Raw genomic sequence first — 19,238 nt, forward strand, 5'->3', positions numbered from 1 at the left:
AAAATTTTCATTGACACTAAAGTTAGACCGATGATATAATTTTCGTTTATTTGACAACGCCTCCTCCCTTGGGCTATAATGGACAAGGAAAGAGGTGGTAGTTGCCAATGGCTAGAAATGCTTTGTCTGAGATCAAGCGCAGCATGGAAGCGCATGTTGGAGCCAAGATCATGCTGCGGGCTAACGGAGGCCGGCGCAAGACGGTTGAACGTTCCGGTGTTTTGGAAGAAACCTACCCATCTGTTTTCATTGTCAAGCTGGATCAGGATCAGCATGCTTTCAAGCGTGTGTCCTATAGTTACGCGGACATTCTGACGGATTCCGTCGAGGTCACCGTCTGCAACGACGAAGGCCAAGTACGGATCAATCCCGTTCACTGAACGTCCCATATATGCTTAACCGGGGAACTTCGCGCGACCGCTGCCGGCTGTCGTGCTTTTTTTATGCTTGCTTTCGGGGACCGCATAGAAGCGGGAGTCCGCTCTCATACTACAGGAAGGGCTGTCGCCGATGGACGGCCCAATACAGCCGCAGGGCAAGGAGGCTACGCATGAGCCGCAGAAGACGCAGCATAATGTCCGAACAGCTGAAGGTGGAGCTCGCCAAGGATCTTGGCTTTTACGACACGGTCCAGGAAGAAGGATGGGGCGGCATCAAAGCCAAGGACGCGGGGAATATGGTCAAGCGCGCCATTCAGATGGCCGAGCAGGCCGCAGCGCGCCAGAACCAGAGCTAGAGCATAACAAGCGGCTTCCGGCGCGGTTTCCCGCGCATGGGGCCGCTTTCGCTTTTATCCGTTCGGATGGTATAATAAATCCAGTTTATCTAACGAACGGGTGACGACATATGAAAATCTACGAGAAGGCCCCGGCCAAAATCAACCTGCTGCTGGACGTGCTGCGCAAGCGCGCGGACGGCTATCACGAGGTTGAAATGATCATGACCATGGTAGACCTGTCGGATCGCCTGGAAATGGAAGAGCTTCAGAGAGACACGATCATCATTTCCAGCCAGGCGGGCTACATCCCTCTGGACGAGAAGAATCTGGCCTTCCAGGCCGCGCGTCTCATCAAGGAGCGCTACGATGTGCGCAAAGGCGTCTATATCCATCTGGACAAGAAGATTCCGGTGGCAGCCGGACTCGCAGGCGGAAGCAGCGATGCCGCCGCGGCGCTCCGCGGACTGAACCGCTTGTGGAAGCTCGGCATTCCGGACGAGGAGCTGTGCAAGCTCGGAGCGGAGCTCGGCTCCGACGTGCCGTTCTGCGTCACGGGAGGAACGGCCCTCGCCACGGGACGCGGAGAAATCCTGCAGCGCATCGACAACCCGCCTTCCTGCTGGGTCGTGCTGGCGAAGCCTCCGATCAATGTGTCGACCGCCGACGTATATGGACGTTTTCGTGCCGACAGCGTGCCGAGCCATCCTTCGCTCGGCGGCATGATGGAGGCGATCTCCACGGGATCGTTCCAGAGAGTCTGCGAGGAGATGGGCAATGTGCTGGAGGACGTCACCTTGTCCCTGTACCCGGAAGTCGCGCAGCTCAAGGAAAGCATGCAGCGCCTCGGAGCCGACGGCGTGCTGATGTCGGGCAGCGGCCCGACGGTATTCGGTCTCGTAACCAAGGAATCCAAGCTCGCCAGAATCTACAATGGACTCCGAGGATTCTGCAAGGAAGTCTATGTGGTAAGAATGCTGACATAGAATGGACATCAACCTTGATTGAATCCGTATAAAGATGGTATATTGTCTTTATAATATTCGGATTTAGCCAGGGGGATTCCCAATGAAGAAATTAAAGCGAAGCGCAAGACTGGTCGAGATGACCCAATATCTATTATCCCGCCCCCATACGTTAATATCTCTTACAGCTTTTGCTGATCGATATCAATCGGCCAAATCCTCCATCAGCGAGGATCTGGCTATCATCAAGGAAGTATTCGAAGAGGAAGGCATCGGCCAGCTGCAGACGCTGGCTGGAGCAGCGGGCGGAGTGCGCTACATCCCTCGAATGCCGCAGGAGCCGGCGATGGAGATCATCCAGGGCGTATGCCGCGAGCTTGAGCTTCCCGAGCGTGTGCTGCCAGGCGGCTATCTGTACATGACGGACATGCTCGGGCAGCCCGGACTGCTCGCCGATGTCGGCCGTATTTTTGCGACCGCTTTCGCGGACCGCCGCATCGATGTCGTCATGACGGTAGAGACCAAGGGGATTCCGCTCGCTTACGCTACCGCCAGCTGCCTCAATCTTCCCGTCGTCATCGTCAGACGCGACAACAAGGTGACGGAGGGCTCTGCCGTCAGCATCAACTACGTATCCGGCTCCAACAAGCGGATCCAGACGATGTCGCTGGCCCGCCGCGCGCTCAAGGAGCAGTCCCGCGTCCTGATCATCGACGACTTCATGAAGGCGGGAGGCACCGTGCAGGGCATGATGGACCTGCTGCATGAATTCAACGCGACCGTAGCCGGCGTCGGCGTGTTCGTCGAATCCGGAGAGGTCGGGACCGAGGAGCGGCTTCTCGAGGATTACGTGTCGCTGGCCAAGCTTACGGCCGTGGACATGAAGACGAAGCAGACGACCGTCGTTCCCGGCAACTATTTCACTTCCTAGGAGGCTTCCTATCCATGAATGTCCAACCGATTACAGCCGCCGGCGCTCCTGCCGCAATCGGCCCCTACTCCCACGCGGTCCGGTTCGGCAGCCTTCTGTTCACATCGGGCCAGATTCCGCTGCTTGAGGACGGATCGCTGATCGAAGGCGGCATCCAGGAACAGACCCATCAGGTATTCCGCAATCTGCAAGCCGTGCTTGCAGCAGGCGGCTCGTCTCTCGGCAATGTGGTCAAGGCGACCGTCTTCCTGAAGGACATGAACCAGTTCGCGGCGGTCAACGAGATCTACGCTTCCTACTTCGGAGAGCATAAGCCGGCCCGTTCGGCCGTTGAAGTCGCACGTCTTCCGAAGGATGTTTTTGTCGAAATCGAACTGATCGCTACGATCCCTGTCGAATCGTAACGAATTATATTTTTTTCCAAAATTTATTTTTTAAAACGGGTTTCAATTCCCAGAATTAAGAAGGAATCTGCATGGAAATGTGGAATTATACACCAAGTCTTCGATAGGCAAAGGTGGTGAACACAAGTGCAGATTACCGATGTCAGACTCCGCCGCGTTAATTCCGAAGGGCGTATGAAGGCCATTGCTTCCATCACCATTGATAATGAATTTGTCGTTCATGATATTCGCGTCATTGACGGCAACAATGGAATGTTCGTCGCAATGCCAAGCAAGCGTACGCCGGATGGGGAATTCCGGGATATTGCCCACCCGATCTCTTCCACCACTCGGGAGAAGATTCAAGCTGCCGTACTCGCCGAGTACGAGCGCGCAGCAACGGAAGAAGAAGTTGCAATCGAAGAAGGTGCCTGAATCAATAGGGGCCTTTCGGACAAATGCATGGATGGGGGGCCCCTCGGGCTCCCTTTCTTTTTGCCCTATGATGGGATATAGTCAGTGTACATAATGGGGAACACAGGAGGGAATCAAGCGGTGAATGTGATGGCGGTCGTGCTTGCGGCAGGACAAGGCAAGCGGATGAAATCCAAGCTGTACAAGGTGCTGCATCCCGTATGCGGCAAGCCGATGGTGGGACATGTCGTGGATACGGTCGAGCAGGCGTCCTGCTCCAGAACCGTCGTTGTCGTCGGCCACGGAGCCGCAGCGGTGCAGTCCTATTTGGGAGATCGCGCCGAATTCGTGCTGCAGGAGCAGCAGCTCGGCACCGGCCATGCGGTCGTTCAAGCCAAGGAGCTGCTCGGGCAAGAGGAGGGCATTACGCTCGTCGTCTGCGGGGATACGCCGCTCGTGACGGTCGAGACGGTGAATGCGATGATCGAGCTTCATCGGACAAGCGGCGCGGCGGCCACGGTGCTGACGGCCGAATTCCCCAATCCGGCCGGCTACGGCCGTGTCATCCGCGGCGCCGAAGGCGCGGTCGAGCGCATCGTGGAGCAGAAGGACTGCTCCCCTGCCGAAGCCGCTGTCCGCGAGATCAACACGGGCACGTACTGCTTCGACAACCGCAAGCTGTTCGATGCGCTCTCCCGCGTCACCAATGACAACGCCCAGGGAGAATACTACCTGACCGATGTCATCGGCATTTTCGTCTCGGAAGGCGAGACGGTACAGGCCTACTGCACGAGCGATCTGGCCGAGGCGATCGGCATCAACGACCGCGTTGCGCTCGGTGAGGCGGAAAGCCTCATGCGCCAGCGCATCGTGCGCCGCCATCAAGTGAACGGCGTCACGGTCATCGATACGGGGAGCGCCTATATCGAAGCGGACGTGAAGATCGGAGCCGATACGGTTCTCTACCCCGGCACCGTTCTGCGGGGCTCCACAGTCATCGGAGAGGACTGCATCATCGGCCCGTCGGCGGATATCGCGGACTCCGTCATCGGAGACGGCGTGACTGTCCGCTATTCCACGATCGATCAGTCCGAAGCGGGCGCCGGCAGCTCGATCGGCCCTTACGCCAATCTGCGGCCGGGCTCCAAGCTCGGCAAGGATTGCAAGATCGGCGACTTCGTGGAGCTGAAGAACGCCGTGCTGGGAGATGACAGCAAAGTATCCCATCTGAGCTACGTGGGCGATGCGGAAGTGGGCCGCGGGGTCAATATCGGCTGCGGCGCCATCACGGTCAACTATGACGGCTTCAACAAATCGAAGACGGTCATCGGCGACGACGCCTTCATCGGCAGCAACGTGAATCTCATCGCTCCGGTCCATATCGGGGATGGAGCTTATGTCGTAGCCGGCTCCACCGTCACGCACGACGTGCCGGGAGGCGATCTGGCCATCGCCCGAGAGCGCCAGGTGAACAAGCCGGGTTACGCGGACAAGATCCGCTCGAGAGCCAAGGCGAAAAAGGAACGCGGCAAAACGGAATAGCCTTTGCCATCCCCCTGATCCTCTATTGCGGATCAGGGGGTTTTTGCTGTCTCGTGGAAATGAGAAGCCGTCCAAAAGCAAGCGGCCGGAGATACGCCGCAAGCCCGCCAAGTGTTTAAACGAGCGTCCGGATGGGTATAGTTAGGGAAAGTCGGACAATATGTCCACAGGTGTATGACCTATAGAGGAGGAAGATCGATTATGGCAATTACGATGCAAGCACAGACCCGCACGAACGCTTCCAAAGGAAGCCTGCGCCAGCTCCGCAAGGAGGGAAAGGTGCCTGCGGTTGTATATGGCAAGAAATTGGAATCTTCATCGGTTATTTCCCTGGATGAAAAGGAAATCATGCATCTGCTCCGTTCCCATCCGAACGCGATCATCGAGCTGTCGATCCCGGATGCGGGCAAGCAGCCGGTCATGATCACCGACGTTCAGCGCGACGCGCTTTCCCGCAAGGTGGTCCATATCGACCTGCATCAAATCAATATGAATGAAGAGATCAAGACGGCCGTGCGCATCGACCTCGCGGGAGATTCCGCCGGCGTCCGCGAAGGCGGCGTCCTGTCCGTGTCCTTGCATGAGCTGGAGATTCAGTGCCTTCCGAATGACATCCCGGAATCCATCGAGGCCGATATCTCTTCCCTCGGGGTCGGCGAGAACCTGCTTGTCGGCGATCTGAAGCTGCCCGGCAACGTAACCGTGCTGTCGGATGCCGAGCAGGTCGTCGTGGCCGTCCTCGCTCCGCAGAAGGAAGTTTCCGAGGAGGAAGCCGACGAAGCGGCCAAGGAAGACGAAAAGGCGGCTGCCCGTTCCGAAGATGCCAACGCGGTGGACGAGGAATAGTCCTGCCGCAGCCATGGCGCGCCCCAGCGGGCGCGCTTTTTTCGTTTACAGGATGGCTGCAGGGAAGGCTGCCCCCTGCGCCCGCCTGCTCGTAGCCGGGGCAGCGGTCTTTATGGTACAGTGACAGGATAGAAGCGCTCCGTGAGGAGCGGCAGGACAAGGAAGGTGCGGCAGCAGATGAAATGGATCGTCGGCTTGGGGAATCCAGGCAGCCAGTATGAGGATACCCGGCATAATATCGGCTTCAAAGTGGTGGATGCACTGGCGGAAAAATGGGATATCAAGGTCAATACGAGCAAATGCAGGGCGCTGATCGGCGAAGGACGCGTCGGGGCGGAGAAGGTCGTCCTGATCAAGCCGATGACATACATGAACCTGTCCGGCGAGTCGATGCGGGCCTATATGGATTATTTTGGAGCCAAGCTGGAAGATCTCATCGTCGTCTATGACGACATGGATACGGAGACGGGCAAGATTCGCCTGCGCTATCAGGGAGGACCGGGCGGGCACAACGGCATCAAGTCCATCATCCAGCATATGGGGACACAGAATTTCAACCGGATCCGCATGGGGGTGTCGCGTCCGACGAACGGCATGATCATCGCCGATTACGTCCTCTCGAACTTCCCGAAGGCCGACCGGGATGCCGTGCAGGCGATGATCGGCAAGGCATGCGATGCAGCGGAGCATGCGCTGGATCATCCGTTCGACGATACGATGGGCAAGTTCAACGCCTGAGCCGGGGGCTGCCCTGATGCCCGCGGGACCGCCCGATAGAGCGGCATAGGACGGAAAGGCCGCTGCCGCCAGCCGGACAGGAGTTGGAAAGCCAGAAAGTGGGCATACTGTAGCCAACGATATGTTGGACAGGAGGACCCACATGGCAATCCATTATGAATGCCGGCACTGCCGGACGCCGCTCGGCTCGATCTCGAGCGTGCAAGGAATTACGGAGAACAGGCTCGGCCTGCATTTCTTGACCCTCGAAGAACGCAGCGATATAATAGCGTATAACCCGGATGGCGATATGGTGGTAAAAATTGTCTGCGAGTATTGCAGCGAGGCCGTCGCCCGGAATCCGGAACTGCTGCTGGTATCAAGCCCGCTGCAGTAGAACGAACGACAAAGCAGATTTTCGCGCTTCGCGTATAGCAAGAGCCTTGGCCTGAAGCTGAGGCTTCTTTGCGTGTTCAAGGCGGAGACTTCTTTGGCCCCGAGCGGTAGGGGGCCTTGTTGCTGTCCCTCGGGACAGATGCTCTATGCCTGCGCAGCGCACGGTTTTCATATGAAAAGGGGTGCCGCAGCCATTGAAAGCGTTACTTGAGGCTTTTGCCGCGGACCGGGACTTCCAATCGGTCGTCTCCGGGTTCCGCAAAGGGATGAGGGAGCAGCTGATTTCAGGCTTGGCAGGCTCCTCCCGCCAGGTGCTGATGGCGGCTCTGCGCCGCGAATTCGATCAGCCGATCCTGGTCGTGACCCACAATATGTTCTCGGCGCAGAAAATCGCCGAGGACCTGCAGGAGCTCTGCAAGGACGATGAAGTCCTGCTGTATCCCGCGAACGAACTGGTCGCCGCCGAAGCCGCCGTCTCGAGTCCCGAGATGCTGGCCCAGCGGATGGATGTGCTCATCCGGCTGTCCAGGGGATTCCGCGGGATCGTTGTCGTGCCCTTCTCCGGCGTCCGCCGCTATCTGCCGCTCAAGGGCGTGATGGCGGAAGCGCAGATCGAGATCAAGGTCGGGGATACGCTCCCGCTGGAGCAGTTCCTTCAGCGCATGAACAGCTTGGGCTATGTCCGCGTGGACCGCGTGGAGAACCGGGGGGAGATGAGCGTCCGCGGCGGCATAGCGGACTTCTACCCGCTGACCTCGCCGGTCGCCGTGCGGATGGAATGGTTCGACGACGAGATCGACTCCATCCGTTCGTTCGATCCGGAAGGGCAGCGCTCCATCGACAAGATGAACGCGTATACCGTGCCCCCGTGCCAAGAGCTGATCGCGGACGAACGGCGCTTCGGCGCGGCCGCGCAGCATGGCGCGGAGCTGCTCGAGAGGCAGCTGGAGCGCATGACCGACCGCACCGCGAAGGAGCGGCTGCGCACGGAGATCGGAGCGGAGCTGGAGCGGCTGCGCCAGCACATCCATTTTCCCGAACTTTATAAATACATCGCCTTGCTCTATCCCGAGCGCCAGACGCTGTTCGACTATATGCCGGAGGATACGCTGCTCGTGCTCGACGAGCCGACGCGGCTGATCGAGACGGGCCGCCAGCTGGAGCGCGACGAGGCGGAGTGGCAGGCTCATCTGCTCTCGAACGGCAAGTCGCTGCCGGGCATCCAGCTGGCCCGCGAGGCGGACGAGGTGCTGCACAACCGCAAGTTCCCGGCTCTCTTCCTTTCTTTGTTCCTGCGCCAGATTCCGCATACGCAGCCGCAGAATATCCTGAACTTCATGTGCCGCAGCATGCAGAATTTCCATGGGCAGATGAATGTGCTGAAGGCGGAGATGGAGCGCTGGAAAAAAGCCGGCGCGAGCGTGCTCATGCTGGCCGGAGGCAGCGAGCGGATCGAGCGCCTGCGCCGGGTGCTCGGCGATTACGACATCGAGCCGCCGGTCATCCTGGAAGGCGGCTTGCAGAGCGGCTTCGAGCTTCCGGGCTCGCATCTGGTCGTCATTACCGAGGGCGAGCTGTTCTCGCAGAAATCGCGCAAGACCCGCCGCGTGGACAAGAATATCGACAATGCCGAGCGGATCAAGAGCTATACGGAGCTCAAGGTCGGCGATTATGTCGTCCATCAGAACCATGGCATCGGCAAGTACATGGGCATCGGAACGCTTGAGATCGGCGGCATCCACAAGGACTACATGCATATCATGTATGCCGGCGGCGACAAGCTCTCCGTGCCGATCGACCAGATCGACCTCATCCAGAAATACGTCGGATCCGAGGAGAAGGAGCCGAAGGTCTACAAGCTTGGCGGCAACGAATGGACGCGGGTCAAGAACAAGGTCCGCAGCTCCGTCAAGGATATCGCCGACGACCTCATCAAGCTGTACGCCCAGCGCCAGGAGGCCAAGGGCTTCGGCTTCGGGCAGGATACGGCCTACCAGAACGAGTTCGAGGCGATGTTCCCGTACGACGAGACGCCCGACCAGCTGCGCGCCATCCGCGAAATCAAGAAGGACATGGAGCTGCAGCGGCCGATGGACCGGCTGCTGTGCGGCGACGTCGGCTACGGCAAGACCGAGGTTGCGGTCCGCGCCGCCTTCAAGGCCGCCATCGAAGGCAAGCAGGTTGCCGTGCTCGTGCCGACGACGATTCTCGCCCAGCAGCATTACGAGACGTTCCGGGAGCGGTTCGCCGACTTTCCGTTCAACGTCCAGGTGCTCAGCCGCTTCCGCTCCCGCAAGGAGCAGACGGATACGATGAAAGGGCTCAAGGCCGGAACGGTCGACGTCGTCATCGGCACGCATCGCCTGCTGTCGCAGGATATCGTGTTCAAGGACCTCGGACTGCTCATCGTCGACGAGGAGCAGCGGTTCGGCGTGTCCCACAAGGAGAAGCTCAAGCGGCTCAAGACCAATGTGGACGTGCTGACGCTGACGGCGACTCCGATACCGCGGACGCTGCATATGTCCATGCTCGGCGTGCGCGACCTGTCCGTCATCGAGACGCCGCCGGAGAACCGGTTCCCGGTGCAGACCTACGTCGTCGAGTACAATACGGCTCTCGTGCGCGAGGCGATCGAGCGCGAGCTGGCCCGCGGCGGACAGGTGTACTACCTGTACAACCGGGTCCAAGGTATCTATCAGATGGCGGAGCTGCTCTCCTCGCTCGTGCCGGAGGCGCGGGTGGCGGTCGGCCACGGACAGATGTCGGAGCAGGAGCTGGAGAAGACGATTCTCGATTTCCTCGACGGGGAATCGGATGTCCTGGTGAGCACGAGCATCATCGAGACCGGCGTCGACATTCCGAACGTCAACACGCTCATCGTCCATGACGCGGACAAAATGGGCCTGTCCCAGCTGTACCAGCTGCGGGGACGGGTCGGCCGCTCCAATCGGATCGCCTACGCCTACTTCACCTACCAGCGCGACAAGGTGCTGACGGAAGTCGCCGAGAAGAGGCTCCAGTCGATCAAGGAGTTCACGGAGCTCGGCTCCGGCTTCAAGATCGCGATGCGGGATCTTGCCATTCGCGGAGCGGGCAACCTGCTCGGGGCGGAGCAGCATGGCTTCATCGCCTCGGTCGGCTTCGATCTGTATTCGCAGATGCTGGCCGACGAGATCGCCCGCCGCAAGAAGGAAATGTACGGGGAGGAAGAGGAGACGGAGAAGCCAGTCAGCACCGTCATCGACCTCAGCCTGGATGCTTACCTGCCTTCGGATTATATTTACGACAGCATCCAGAAGATCGAGATCTACAAGAAGGTCGCTTCGCTGTCCTCGCTGGACGATGCCGAGGACTTGCGCGAGGAGCTGACCGACCGCTTCGGCGATCTGCCGCAGGCCGTGGATACTCTGCTCGACGTGGCGAGGCTGAAAATCTACGGCTCGTTGTACGGCATCGAATCCGTAAGCGGCAAGGGCGACGAATGGACGCTCAAGTTCGCGGCGCGAGCGGCGCATCGGATCGATATCCGGGCGGTCGACAGGCTATGCCTCGACTTCGAGAACCGGTTCAAGCGCGGCGGCGCCAAGGACGCGGTGACGGAGCTGGCGCTGCGGGGCAAGGGGCTCGGCAGCGAGGAGCGTCTCGCGCTCACGCTGACCTTCCTGGAGCGCATGAAGGATGCGGTGAAGCCGGCGGCGCAGCTGGAGAAATCGGCCGGGGGCAAGTAAGTCCCCCCTGAGTCGGAGCGTCGCGGCTCGATCCGAGGATCGAGCGGCAAGTCGGGCCACAGGATCAATGGTCGGGCCTGCGGACCGCAAAACCGCTTACATGGCATAGATGGAAAACATCTGGTACACTGGAAACAAGCCTGAAAAGACCGAGAGGAGAACGTTATGCATATTTCGAGCAAGCGCCCTGCCTGGGGACGCAGCATGCTGCTGATTCTTGCGGCCGTCCTGGCCGTGTCGCTGGCAGCATGCGGCAAGAAGGACAATGGGGAATCCGGCTCCAAGGATTCCGGGAAGACGATCGCCGAGTACAAGGGCGGAACGGTAACGGAAAAGGAATTCACCACGTTCACGAACGTGCTCAAGGTCATCAACCCGCAAATGGAGCCATACCTCGGAATGGCCGAATACAAAAATATGCTGCTTGACCAGTATATCGGGTACCATATCGTCTACAACGACGCCTCCAAGGAAGCGAAGGACAAAGCAACCAAGGACGCGGATACCGAATATGGCAAGATCGAGGAAGCCGTTACGAAGGACAAGCTCGACGAGGAGCTCAAGACCAACAGCATCACCTCGACCGACGTGAAGGACTTCATCCGCCTCTCTATCGGCGTATCCGAAGCGATGGCGGCCAAGGTTACGGATGAAGACGTGACGAAATACTTCAACGAAAACAAGCAGAGCCTGATCAAGGTCGACGTGCGCCATGTGCTGGTCGGCTTCCAGGATTCCGCCGGCAAGGAGCGCTCCAAGGAAGACGCCCTGAAGCGCGCCAAGGAAGCCAAGGCGAAGCTTGAGGCTGCAGGCGCCGACTGGAATGCCCTCGCCAAGGAATACTCCGATGATCCCGGCTCCAGCAGCACCGGAGGCCTGTACTCGAATGCCGATCCGTCCACCTATGTAGAGGCATTCAAGAAAGCTTGCCTGGAGCAAAAGGTCGGCGTCGTAGGCGAGCCTGTGGAGACCGAATACGGCTACCACGTCATCAAGGTCGAGAAGCGCGACGAGCCGACGCTGGAAAGCTCCAAGCAGACGATCAAGGAAACGATCGGCCAGACCAAGCTGAACGACTACATGCAGAATGAAGTTCCAAAGCTGATCACGAAGAAGGAAGAATTCAAGGATCCGTCCCCGAGCCCGGCAGCCAGCCCTGCTGCGAGCCCGGCAGCCAACTCCGGCGCCGAGAACGGTGCGGCTACGAATTCCTCCGATGCGGCAGCGAACAACGGCTCCAAGTAAGGAGTACGGATCAATGGCTACACCCGCGCGCGGCTTCCGCGTGCGGGTGTTTTTTTGTCTCATGGAAATGAAGCACCTAGCACCTGCGGCTAAGAAGAGGGTATCCGCCCCATCGAATTACTCGGTAATACTATGTATGATTTGGAAATCGGCCGTTGCCGGAGAGAAGCCGGGCCAGATTGGAGCGGCTCCTTTGCCCGGGAGAGACCCATAGGGCATAAGGGAAATCCCGGTGCGGCCGCAAGTACGGGATCCCTTTTACGGCGCTCTGAATAGAGCTCGGTTCGCCTGGGGAGCGAGGAGCGGCTGGAGAATCTGGGAGTACGCGAAGCCGGACTGGGCAAAATAAGCCGGCAAGCCGAATTCAGGCGGGCGGCCTCAGGCAGCTGCAGGCGGGATTTCGAACCCCGCCCGGCCTAGCTCCCGCGGAGGCTCGGACCGGCCGGGCCTGCATAAGAATTTGGGAGCGGATGAATACTATGGTCAGATTCGAAGGTATATGCCTGACAAGGATCAGCTCCTGTTTCCGCATAAAAGAAGCAAACGCCAGCGTCCAGTCGACTTTACTACTCTTCAAGGAAAGTGGGGCAACATGACAATGAAAGCAACTGGAATCGTGCGCCGGATCGATGATCTCGGCCGTGTCGTTATCCCGAAGGAAATCCGCCGTACGCTTCGCATCCGCGAAGGAGACCCGCTGGAGATATTTGTCGATCGCGACGGGGAAGTCATCCTTAAGAAGTACTCCCCGATCGGCGAGCTGGGCGACTTCGCCAAGGAATATGCGGAATCGCTCAGCGAAAGCACCGGACACATCACCCTGATCACGGACCGGGATACGGTCATCGCCATCGCGGGAGCTTCCAAGAAGGACTATATGGACAAGCCGGTCGGTCCCCTGCTGGAAACGGCGATGGACAACCGCAAGACGGCAGTGGAAACGGCAAGCGGCGAATACGAAGTGGTCAAGAACGGTCCCGAAACGTATACTTCCTTCGTCGCGGCCCCGATCATCGCAGGCGGCGACCCGATCGGCACGGTCGTCCTGCTCAGCAAGGACGATTCCGTCAAGATGGCTCAGATGGAAATCAAGATGTCGGAAACCGCAGCCGGCTTCCTGGCCAAGCAAATGGAACAGTAGCATCCAGCAGGACAAGCTTCCTTCGGCCATCACCCGATCGGGAGCTTGTTTTTTTGCTGCCGATTTCGGATTCGAATGGGGCGATCAAGATCCGTCCGCAAGCACGATCAAGCCGCTGTCGCCCGTAAACAGAAGGGTTGCGGCTTGGGCGGGAGAGAGCGTGACCGACTGCGGGGAGAGCAGGGTGCGGAGCGACCCTGCCTCGCATAGCTCCAGCTCGAGCTCGGCCGGACTCAGCGTGATGTAGGATGAAGGCGAGCCGTAAGCCACGCGCCGGAACAGCGTGCCTCCATCCCGGATCATGAGGTCGGCAGGGGCTCGGCCGTCAGCCAGATGGAGCAGCCGGATCCGGGCGCGGTCGGCAGACGATTCCCGCTCATCCTCGAACAGGAGAAGCTCCCCGTTGCCGGCTACAGCCGCTGTCATCCATGCTCCGCTGCGCAAGTCGAGCTCGGCTGAGGCGACGGGGGATCGGGATGGCCCCTCCTGAATGGCGAGCGGGCAACGGCCCGGACGGACTTCAAGATAGGAGGATGCCTCCAGGTAATCGAGCGGCTGAACCGTCGTTCCGAGGTGGAAGTCCAGCTTCTCCTTGCCGGTCTGGGCATGGAGAAGGCGGACATGGGCCGGCGGGAGCCCGGCTGAATCGGACAGCTCGGGAGCGGCATGCTGCTCGCCGTCTCCTGGATGCGGTTCTCTTGGAACGGGGCTTCCCGAATTCGGCTTATAGGGACTATCCGTCGGGCTGCCATATGAGTGCGCCGATCCGCCAGCAGCCGCTCCCGCGGATTTCTGCGGGGCTGCGCTCGGCGTCCAGTCGGGCAGGGGTGAAGCTGCGCCAGCCGGTCCAGGCCAGAAGCTTGGGGAAGGGTAGCCGTAGCTGCCCGGATAACCCGCCGATGCGGAGAGCCCTTGGAAGCCGGAGGGAGCTGGAAAGCCTGGGAGAGAGGGAGGGGGAGGAAATCCCGCTTCCTCGGAACTCCAATGCGGGGCGGCCGCATGGTAGGGCAGGACGGCATTTCCTTGCTGCCCATGCGGGGCGGGATAGCCGTATGGATTGGCGCCGGCGTAGCCGGGCAAGCCGGGTGCGGCGTCGTAGTTCGCGGATCCGGGATAGGCCGGGTTCCAGGCTTGCGGGCCGTCGAGTCCGGGAAGTCCGGACACGGCGGCAGCCGGAGTTCCATGAGCCGGGACGGGGGCGAATGGAAGACCGTGCTGCCGCACAAGCGCGGCCAGCCGGGACAGAGCCTCGGAATGAAGCTGCCGGTAATAACGGCCCCACTCGGGCTCGCTGTATTCGTAAAGTCCGGCCAGCATGCCGTAAAGGCTGGCCTTCTGCCATTCTTCCCATACGGGCTGATGGTTGGACATGGACAAGTCTCCTCCCTGTCTGGGTCGTCGCTCTTCAACACCTGCTGTTCGACTATATGCGCCAATGGTTATCCAACATACGGAGTCGGGCCCCGTACTTTCGACAGCCAGTCGTCCTCTTCATGCCGTTCGGTCGAATAAGGTATAATGAATCGACGAAATCGGGCGGGGAGACAAAGAGGATATGCCGAGGCAAAAATGGGAGAAAGGCGCGTTGGGCGGTGCGATGCTGCTTGCGGGAGCGGCTCTGCTGTCCAAGCTGATCGGGACGCTCCAGAAAATACCGCTGCAAAATATTGCGGGCGACCGGGTTTTCGGCATTTATAATGCCGTTTATCCGTTCTATCAGCTGATGCTGGTGCTGGCTACGGCCGGGCTGCCCGTGGCGGTCGCCATCCGTACCGCATCGCTGTTGGAAGAAGGGGACAAGCAGGGAGCGCGCCGCGCGGGAGCGGCCGGCGTCCTCCTGCTCTCGGTGCTCGGAGCGGCCGGGTTCGCCATTCTGTGGACCGGCGCCTCCGCTTTCGCGGACCTGATCGGCGATTCCTCGGCAGAGGCGTCGATCCGGGCGGTCGCGGCGGCGCTGTGGGTCGTGCCTGCGCTGGCCGCATTGCGGGGTTATACGCAGGGAACAGGGGATATGAGACCGACCGCCTGGTCGCAGCTGATCGAGCAGCTCGTGCGCGTCGCGGCCATGCTGCTGCTGCTTCACTGGGGCTGGTCCGCCGGCTGGGATGATTGCTCGTTGGCGGCCGGGGCGATGTCGGGCTCCTTCTTCGGCGGTTTTGCCGGCTTGCTGTTCATGATTCGGATGGCTGCGGGGAGACGGAGCCGAGGGAACCTGGCAAGGGCTGCGGGGAGTGGGGACCAAGAGGAACTCGCAAAGGATGCGGAGTGGCGGCTGCCGCTTGTGCGGAGACTGGCCGCAATGGGGAATGAAATCCGCCGTCTTGCGGTGCTGGCGCTGCCCGTCGCGCTCGGAGCGATCGTGGCGCCGGTGCTTGGGGCTGTCGACGCCTTCACGGTTCCGCGTCTTCTTGCCGGCGCGGGCAGCAGTCCGGCCGAAGCGATGAGCGCTTTCGGCCTTTACAGCCGGGGCCAGCCTCTCGTGCAGCTGGTCTCGATGGTCGCAGGCGCCGCCGCCGGGGCGCTCGTGCCGGGGCTGGTGCGCCAGCGGCGGAGCCGCCCGGAGGCGGCAGCGGCGCAAGCCCGCCTCGCCATGCGCGCAGCCTGGCTGATCGGCCTGGCCTCGGCGGCGGGGCTCGTTCTTCTGGCAGAGCCGCTGAACGTCATGTTCTACACCGACGCGCAAGCGACCGGGACGCTGGCACTTGTATGCGGCACGGCCCTCTTCGCGGCGGTCACCGCGGTCAGCGCGCCGGTGCTGCAGGGGCTCGGCGCCGTGCGCGCGCCGGTGATACTGCTGCTCCTCGCCGCGCTGATCAAGACGGCGCTGAACGCCGCGCTTGTGCCGCCGCTCGGCATCGCCGGCGCCGCTTGGGCCGGCATCGCCGCCACCGGCGCCGCCGCGCTGCTCGGCGCGCTGGCGGCCGCGCGCTCGGCGGCTGCGCTCGGCGCGCCTGCCCGCGGCGCTCGGCGCGGCTATGGCGCCGCTGCCGCGCTGGCCGCGCTGGCGGCTGCGGCGCTCGCCGCCTCGCGCGGCCTCGAGCCGCTGCTCGCCGCGGCGCTGCCGCCGCGCCTGCTCGCCGCGGCGCTCACGCTCGCCGGCGTGCTGGCCGGCGGCGCGGCTTTTGCCGCGGCGCTGCTGCGGCTGGGCGGCGTCAGCGCCGCGGAGCTTCGCCAGCTGCCCGGCGGCGAGGCGCTCGAAGCCAGGCTGCGCCGCCTGAAGCTCCTGCCTCCGGCCTGAAGCTCTCAGCGCAGACCCAGACCCGTCGCTGTTATAAGGGCAGGCTTCCCAGGGAGGCTCGCACTCAAAATCAAGCTGCATAAGCGCTCCCAAAAAACGGGCTATTCGCCTATCGCATGGTGGTTAGCGATCATTTTCGCTTTACATGACCATGATTCTTCCTTACAGGAACTGCCTCATAGACTCATAGGAATAGTACAGGTGCAAATCAAGTGAACGGCATGCGGCATTTGGACGAATATCGGACATAGGATCCGTTATTTGCTCCTAAAATAGGTTTTTCGCAAATTATCGGACATAGGATCCGTTATTTGTGAACTTTTATCCAGATATCAAGAGCAGCGAAGGAAATAGCGGAACCAATGTCCGATAGCCCAGCGATCGTGCACGAATACGGTCAAATAGCGGAACCAATGTCCGATAGCCCATCGATCGGGCACGAATACGGTCAAATAACGGAACCAATGTCCGATAGCCCAGCGATCGGGCACGAATACGGTCAAATAGCGGAACCAATGTCCGATAGCCCAGCGATCGGGCACGAATACGGTCAAATAGCGGAACCAATGTCCGATAGCCCGGCGATCGGGCACGAATACGGTCAAATAGCGGAACCAATATCCGATAGCCCGGCAGCGGGCACGTAATCCCCCGCTCCCGGAAGCCTCTCTTCACGCCAATTCCCTCCGACGCTTCCGCAATATCCCTGCCAAAGCCGAGTTTGAGGTTAAAATATCCTTATTTTCGGCCTCTGGAACCGGTCCGGCTTGCTTCCGGGGCTCGGGACAAGTAAAGTCAGAGGAGGGCCAAGCGCATGCGGAAGCCGCCCTTGCCGGGGCCTCGGCTTCTTCTTGCCTCATAGAGCGCTCTTCTTCGTCCCAAAAGGAGGCATTCACAGCCATGACATCCGGATCATCATCCAGCCTGCCGGGAGCGGCTGAACACATAACGGCCCGGCCGTCCATCACCGTAGCCGGTCTCGGCACAGGCGACGCGGACCAGCTGACGCTGGGCATATGGCGGAGGCTGCAGGCAGCGGCCAAAGTCTATGTCCGCACCGAGAAACATCCTATGATGAGCATGCTTCGCGAGCAAGGCATCGCCGTGGAGCCGTTCGACCGGTTCTACGAGGAATCGGATTCATTCCCGGAGGTATACGACCGGATCGTCTCCGAGCTGGCTTCCCTGGCCAAAGCGGACTTCGCATCGTCCGGCTCCGGCATCCTGTATGCCGTGCCCGGCCACCCGATGGTCGCCGAGCGCACGGTGCGGCTGCTGCGGGAGGTTTGTCCGCAGGAGGGCATCGAGCTGACCGTGCTCGGCGGCGAGAGCTTCCTCGACATGGCCTTCACCCGGCTCGGCTTCGACCCGATCGAGGGCTTCCAGCTGCTGGATTCGGCGGAGCTGAAGACGTCGATGCTGCGGCCGCAGCTGCACACGCTGATCGGCCAGGTCTACGATGCCTTCACCGCCTCCGACGTCAAGCTGACGCTGATGGAGCGGTATCCGGAGGACCATCCGGTCGTCATCGGGCACGCGCTCGGCGTGCCGGGCGCGGAGCGCATTCTCACCGTGCCTCTGTACGAGCTCGACAGGGGCCAAGAGTACGGCAACCTGAGCCTGGTCTACATACCGGCCAGCTTTGATGAGCGGCTGCAGAACCGCAGCTTCGACCGGCTGCATGAGATCGTCTCCATTCTGCGCAGTCCCGGGGGCTGTCCCTGGGACCGGGAGCAGAGTCATCAGTCCATCCGCAAGAACTTCATCGAAGAGCTGTACGAGGCGCTCGAGGCGATCGACCAGGACGACCCTGACGGCATGCGCGAGGAATTCGGCGACGTCATCCTGCAAGTCATGCTTCACAGCCAGATGGAAGAGGAGACCGGGGCGTTCAACGTCTACGACGTCATCCAGGAGCTGAACGAGAAGCTCGTGTTCCGCCATCCCCACGTATTCGGCGATTCGGGAGCTTCGGATTCCGGAGAGGCGCTCGCCAGCTGGGAACGCATGAAAGCCGAGGAGAAGCGGATCAAAGGCCGGGACGGGGACCGCGTCTCCGTACTGGATGGAATTCCGCAGGATCTTCCCGCGCTTATGCGCGCCTACAAGCTGCAGAAGAAGGCTTCCAAGGTCGGCTTCGACTGGGACGAGCTCGGTCCGGTCCTCGCCAAGATCGAAGAGGAGCTTCGCGAGGTGCGGGAGGCTGCGGCGCTTGGAGACAAGGACGCCCAGGCCGGCGAGCTCGGCGACCTGCTCTTCGCGGTCGTCAATGCGGCCCGCTTCCTGGATGCGGATCCCGAAGAGGCGCTGGCCCGCACGAACGCCAAATTCCGCAGCCGCTTTCTCTATATCGAGGAGCAGCTCCGTATAAACGGCAAATCTTTTGACCAGACTGATCTACTAGAAATGGATCGTTGGTGGGATGAAGCGAAGAAGAAAGGTTAATAGGTTCCTTCGACCCTATTCGCGGCTTCTCGACCCTTTTCCGCAAAAAAATTTGGGCAGGCAGCAGGATTTCTCCGTTCTGGAGACGAATACGTTACCCTCGTAAAATTTTCTCTCATGCTCCTGGGCACCGCTTGCGGGAGAGAAGGCAAGAAGCGGCAGGAAGCCGCCGCTTGTCCGTCAATAAGGAACGGCTGCTGCTTGCGCAGGGCAACTGTCGCACTTTACATGAACATCCATTATCGGGAGGAAATCACAATGAACAAGAACGACCTGATCAACAGCATCGCAACGAAAAGCGGCCTGACTAAGCGCGACGTAGAATCCGTACTCAACAGCTTCCTCGGCGAAGTGACCGACGCCCTGGCATCCGGCGACAAAGTCCAACTGATCGGCTTCGGCACGTTCGAAACCCGCACGCGTTCCGGCCGCACCGGCCGCAACCCGCAAACGGGCCAAGAAATCACGATTCCGGAATCCAAAGTTCCGGCATTCAAAGCCGGCAACAAACTGAAAGAAGCCATCAAGTAAA

At 60.5% G+C, this 19,238-nt stretch carries 18 protein-coding genes; 16 read left to right on the forward strand and 2 right to left on the reverse strand.

Annotated features, from left to right (window positions below; all coding sequences use genetic code 11):
• The first annotated feature begins 107 nt into the window (after positions 1 to 107).
• From veg to spoVT, 13 genes are all read left to right on the forward strand, one after another.
• Complete coding sequence (veg, locus tag CIC07_RS00160) at positions 108 to 380, forward strand: biofilm formation stimulator Veg (RefSeq protein ID WP_048749666.1); 273 nt, start codon at positions 108 to 110, stop codon at positions 378 to 380.
• Between the two features lie 170 nt (positions 381 to 550).
• Positions 551 to 736: a small, acid-soluble spore protein, alpha/beta type gene (locus CIC07_RS00165; RefSeq protein ID WP_076359928.1), complete on the forward strand. Its 186-nt coding sequence runs from the start codon at positions 551 to 553 to the stop codon at positions 734 to 736.
• A gap of 110 nt (positions 737 to 846) precedes the next feature.
• Entirely contained in the window at positions 847 to 1,701 is an 855-nt protein-coding gene (ispE, locus tag CIC07_RS00170; protein ID WP_076359930.1) for a 4-(cytidine 5'-diphospho)-2-C-methyl-D-erythritol kinase, read from the forward strand.
• Between the two features lie 82 nt (positions 1,702 to 1,783).
• On the forward strand, positions 1,784 to 2,611 hold the full coding sequence (gene purR / locus CIC07_RS00175) for a pur operon repressor (RefSeq protein ID WP_076359932.1): 828 nt from the start codon (positions 1,784 to 1,786) through the stop codon (positions 2,609 to 2,611).
• 14 nt (positions 2,612 to 2,625) lie between these two features.
• Complete coding sequence (locus tag CIC07_RS00180) at positions 2,626 to 3,015, forward strand: Rid family detoxifying hydrolase (protein ID WP_076359934.1); 390 nt, start codon at positions 2,626 to 2,628, stop codon at positions 3,013 to 3,015.
• Positions 3,016 to 3,141: 126 nt separating this feature from the next.
• Positions 3,142 to 3,429 carry a septation regulator SpoVG gene (gene spoVG / locus CIC07_RS00185; RefSeq protein ID WP_020620824.1) on the forward strand — a complete coding sequence of 96 codons (288 nt, stop codon included), beginning with the start codon at positions 3,142 to 3,144 and terminating at the stop codon, positions 3,427 to 3,429.
• A 120-nt stretch (positions 3,430 to 3,549) separates the two neighbouring features.
• The gene (glmU, locus tag CIC07_RS00190; protein ID WP_076359936.1) at positions 3,550 to 4,950 is read left to right on the forward strand and encodes a bifunctional UDP-N-acetylglucosamine diphosphorylase/glucosamine-1-phosphate N-acetyltransferase GlmU; all 1,401 of its coding nucleotides are present in this window, start codon (positions 3,550 to 3,552) and stop codon (positions 4,948 to 4,950) included.
• Positions 4,951 to 5,151: 201 nt separating this feature from the next.
• Positions 5,152 to 5,796, forward strand: a complete 645-nt coding sequence (locus CIC07_RS00195; protein ID WP_076359938.1) for a 50S ribosomal protein L25/general stress protein Ctc — start codon at positions 5,152 to 5,154, stop codon at positions 5,794 to 5,796.
• A 177-nt stretch (positions 5,797 to 5,973) separates the two neighbouring features.
• Entirely contained in the window at positions 5,974 to 6,534 is a 561-nt protein-coding gene (gene pth, locus CIC07_RS00200) for an aminoacyl-tRNA hydrolase (RefSeq protein ID WP_076359940.1), read from the forward strand.
• 142 nt (positions 6,535 to 6,676) lie between these two features.
• Positions 6,677 to 6,910 (forward strand): anti-sigma-F factor Fin family protein, encoded by a 234-nt coding sequence (locus tag CIC07_RS00205; protein ID WP_048749648.1) that lies wholly within the window; start codon positions 6,677 to 6,679, stop codon positions 6,908 to 6,910.
• 193 nt (positions 6,911 to 7,103) lie between these two features.
• Complete coding sequence (mfd, locus tag CIC07_RS00210) at positions 7,104 to 10,637, forward strand: transcription-repair coupling factor (RefSeq protein WP_240923500.1); 3,534 nt, start codon at positions 7,104 to 7,106, stop codon at positions 10,635 to 10,637.
• A 165-nt stretch (positions 10,638 to 10,802) separates the two neighbouring features.
• Positions 10,803 to 11,882 (forward strand): peptidylprolyl isomerase, encoded by a 1,080-nt coding sequence (locus CIC07_RS00215; protein ID WP_076359944.1) that lies wholly within the window; start codon positions 10,803 to 10,805, stop codon positions 11,880 to 11,882.
• 598 nt (positions 11,883 to 12,480) lie between these two features.
• Entirely contained in the window at positions 12,481 to 13,023 is a 543-nt protein-coding gene (gene spoVT, locus CIC07_RS00220; RefSeq protein WP_076360045.1) for a stage V sporulation protein T, read from the forward strand.
• A gap of 84 nt (positions 13,024 to 13,107) precedes the next feature.
• On the opposite strand, the gene CIC07_RS00225 is transcribed toward spoVT, so the two are convergent.
• On the reverse strand, positions 13,108 to 14,394 hold the full coding sequence (locus tag CIC07_RS00225; protein ID WP_076359946.1) for a DUF4397 domain-containing protein: 1,287 nt from the start codon (positions 14,392 to 14,394) through the stop codon (positions 13,108 to 13,110).
• Between the two features lie 184 nt (positions 14,395 to 14,578).
• On the opposite strand from CIC07_RS00225, the gene CIC07_RS00230 reads away from it, so the two are divergent.
• Positions 14,579 to 16,261, forward strand: coding sequence for a polysaccharide biosynthesis protein (locus CIC07_RS00230; protein WP_076359948.1), 1,683 nt, complete (start codon positions 14,579 to 14,581; stop codon positions 16,259 to 16,261).
• A 332-nt stretch (positions 16,262 to 16,593) separates the two neighbouring features.
• On the opposite strand, the gene CIC07_RS00235 is transcribed toward CIC07_RS00230, so the two are convergent.
• Positions 16,594 to 16,866: a hypothetical protein gene (locus CIC07_RS00235; protein WP_139334468.1), complete on the reverse strand. Its 273-nt coding sequence runs from the start codon at positions 16,864 to 16,866 to the stop codon at positions 16,594 to 16,596.
• Positions 16,867 to 17,161: 295 nt separating this feature from the next.
• Between CIC07_RS00235 and yabN the strand changes: the two genes are divergently transcribed.
• Both yabN and CIC07_RS00245 read left to right on the forward strand, forming a co-directional pair.
• The gene (gene yabN, locus CIC07_RS00240) at positions 17,162 to 18,706 is read left to right on the forward strand and encodes a bifunctional methyltransferase/pyrophosphohydrolase YabN (protein ID WP_076359952.1); all 1,545 of its coding nucleotides are present in this window, start codon (positions 17,162 to 17,164) and stop codon (positions 18,704 to 18,706) included.
• Positions 18,707 to 18,964: 258 nt separating this feature from the next.
• Positions 18,965 to 19,237 (forward strand): HU family DNA-binding protein, encoded by a 273-nt coding sequence (locus CIC07_RS00245; protein WP_048748406.1) that lies wholly within the window; start codon positions 18,965 to 18,967, stop codon positions 19,235 to 19,237.
• Position 19,238 lies beyond the last annotated feature (1 nt).

Origin of the sequence: Paenibacillus sp. RUD330 (genome assembly GCF_002243345.2) — a bacterium.
Classification (GTDB): Bacteria; Bacillota; Bacilli; order Paenibacillales; family Paenibacillaceae; genus Paenibacillus_O.

Bases quoted from the DNA above. Each gene is read 5' to 3' on its own strand.
- CIC07_RS00230 (WP_076359948.1), top strand. From the start codon at position 14,579: ATGCCGAGGCAAAAATGGGAGAAAGGCGCGTTGGGCGGTGCGATGCTG.
- ispE (WP_076359930.1), top strand. From the start codon at position 847: ATGAAAATCTACGAGAAGGCCCCGGCCAAAATCAACCTGCTGCTGGAC.
- purR (WP_076359932.1), top strand. From the start codon at position 1,784: ATGAAGAAATTAAAGCGAAGCGCAAGACTGGTCGAGATGACCCAATAT.
- CIC07_RS00180 (WP_076359934.1), top strand. From the start codon at position 2,626: ATGAATGTCCAACCGATTACAGCCGCCGGCGCTCCTGCCGCAATCGGC.
- veg (WP_048749666.1), top strand. From the start codon at position 108: ATGGCTAGAAATGCTTTGTCTGAGATCAAGCGCAGCATGGAAGCGCAT.
- spoVT (WP_076360045.1), top strand. From the start codon at position 12,481: ATGAAAGCAACTGGAATCGTGCGCCGGATCGATGATCTCGGCCGTGTC.
- yabN (WP_076359952.1), top strand. From the start codon at position 17,162: ATGACATCCGGATCATCATCCAGCCTGCCGGGAGCGGCTGAACACATA.
- CIC07_RS00165 (WP_076359928.1), top strand. From the start codon at position 551: ATGAGCCGCAGAAGACGCAGCATAATGTCCGAACAGCTGAAGGTGGAG.
- CIC07_RS00245 (WP_048748406.1), top strand. From the start codon at position 18,965: ATGAACAAGAACGACCTGATCAACAGCATCGCAACGAAAAGCGGCCTG.
- CIC07_RS00205 (WP_048749648.1), top strand. From the start codon at position 6,677: ATGGCAATCCATTATGAATGCCGGCACTGCCGGACGCCGCTCGGCTCG.
- CIC07_RS00225 (WP_076359946.1), bottom strand. From the start codon at position 14,394: ATGTCCAACCATCAGCCCGTATGGGAAGAATGGCAGAAGGCCAGCCTT.
- pth (WP_076359940.1), top strand. From the start codon at position 5,974: ATGAAATGGATCGTCGGCTTGGGGAATCCAGGCAGCCAGTATGAGGAT.
- CIC07_RS00215 (WP_076359944.1), top strand. From the start codon at position 10,803: ATGCATATTTCGAGCAAGCGCCCTGCCTGGGGACGCAGCATGCTGCTG.
- CIC07_RS00195 (WP_076359938.1), top strand. From the start codon at position 5,152: ATGGCAATTACGATGCAAGCACAGACCCGCACGAACGCTTCCAAAGGA.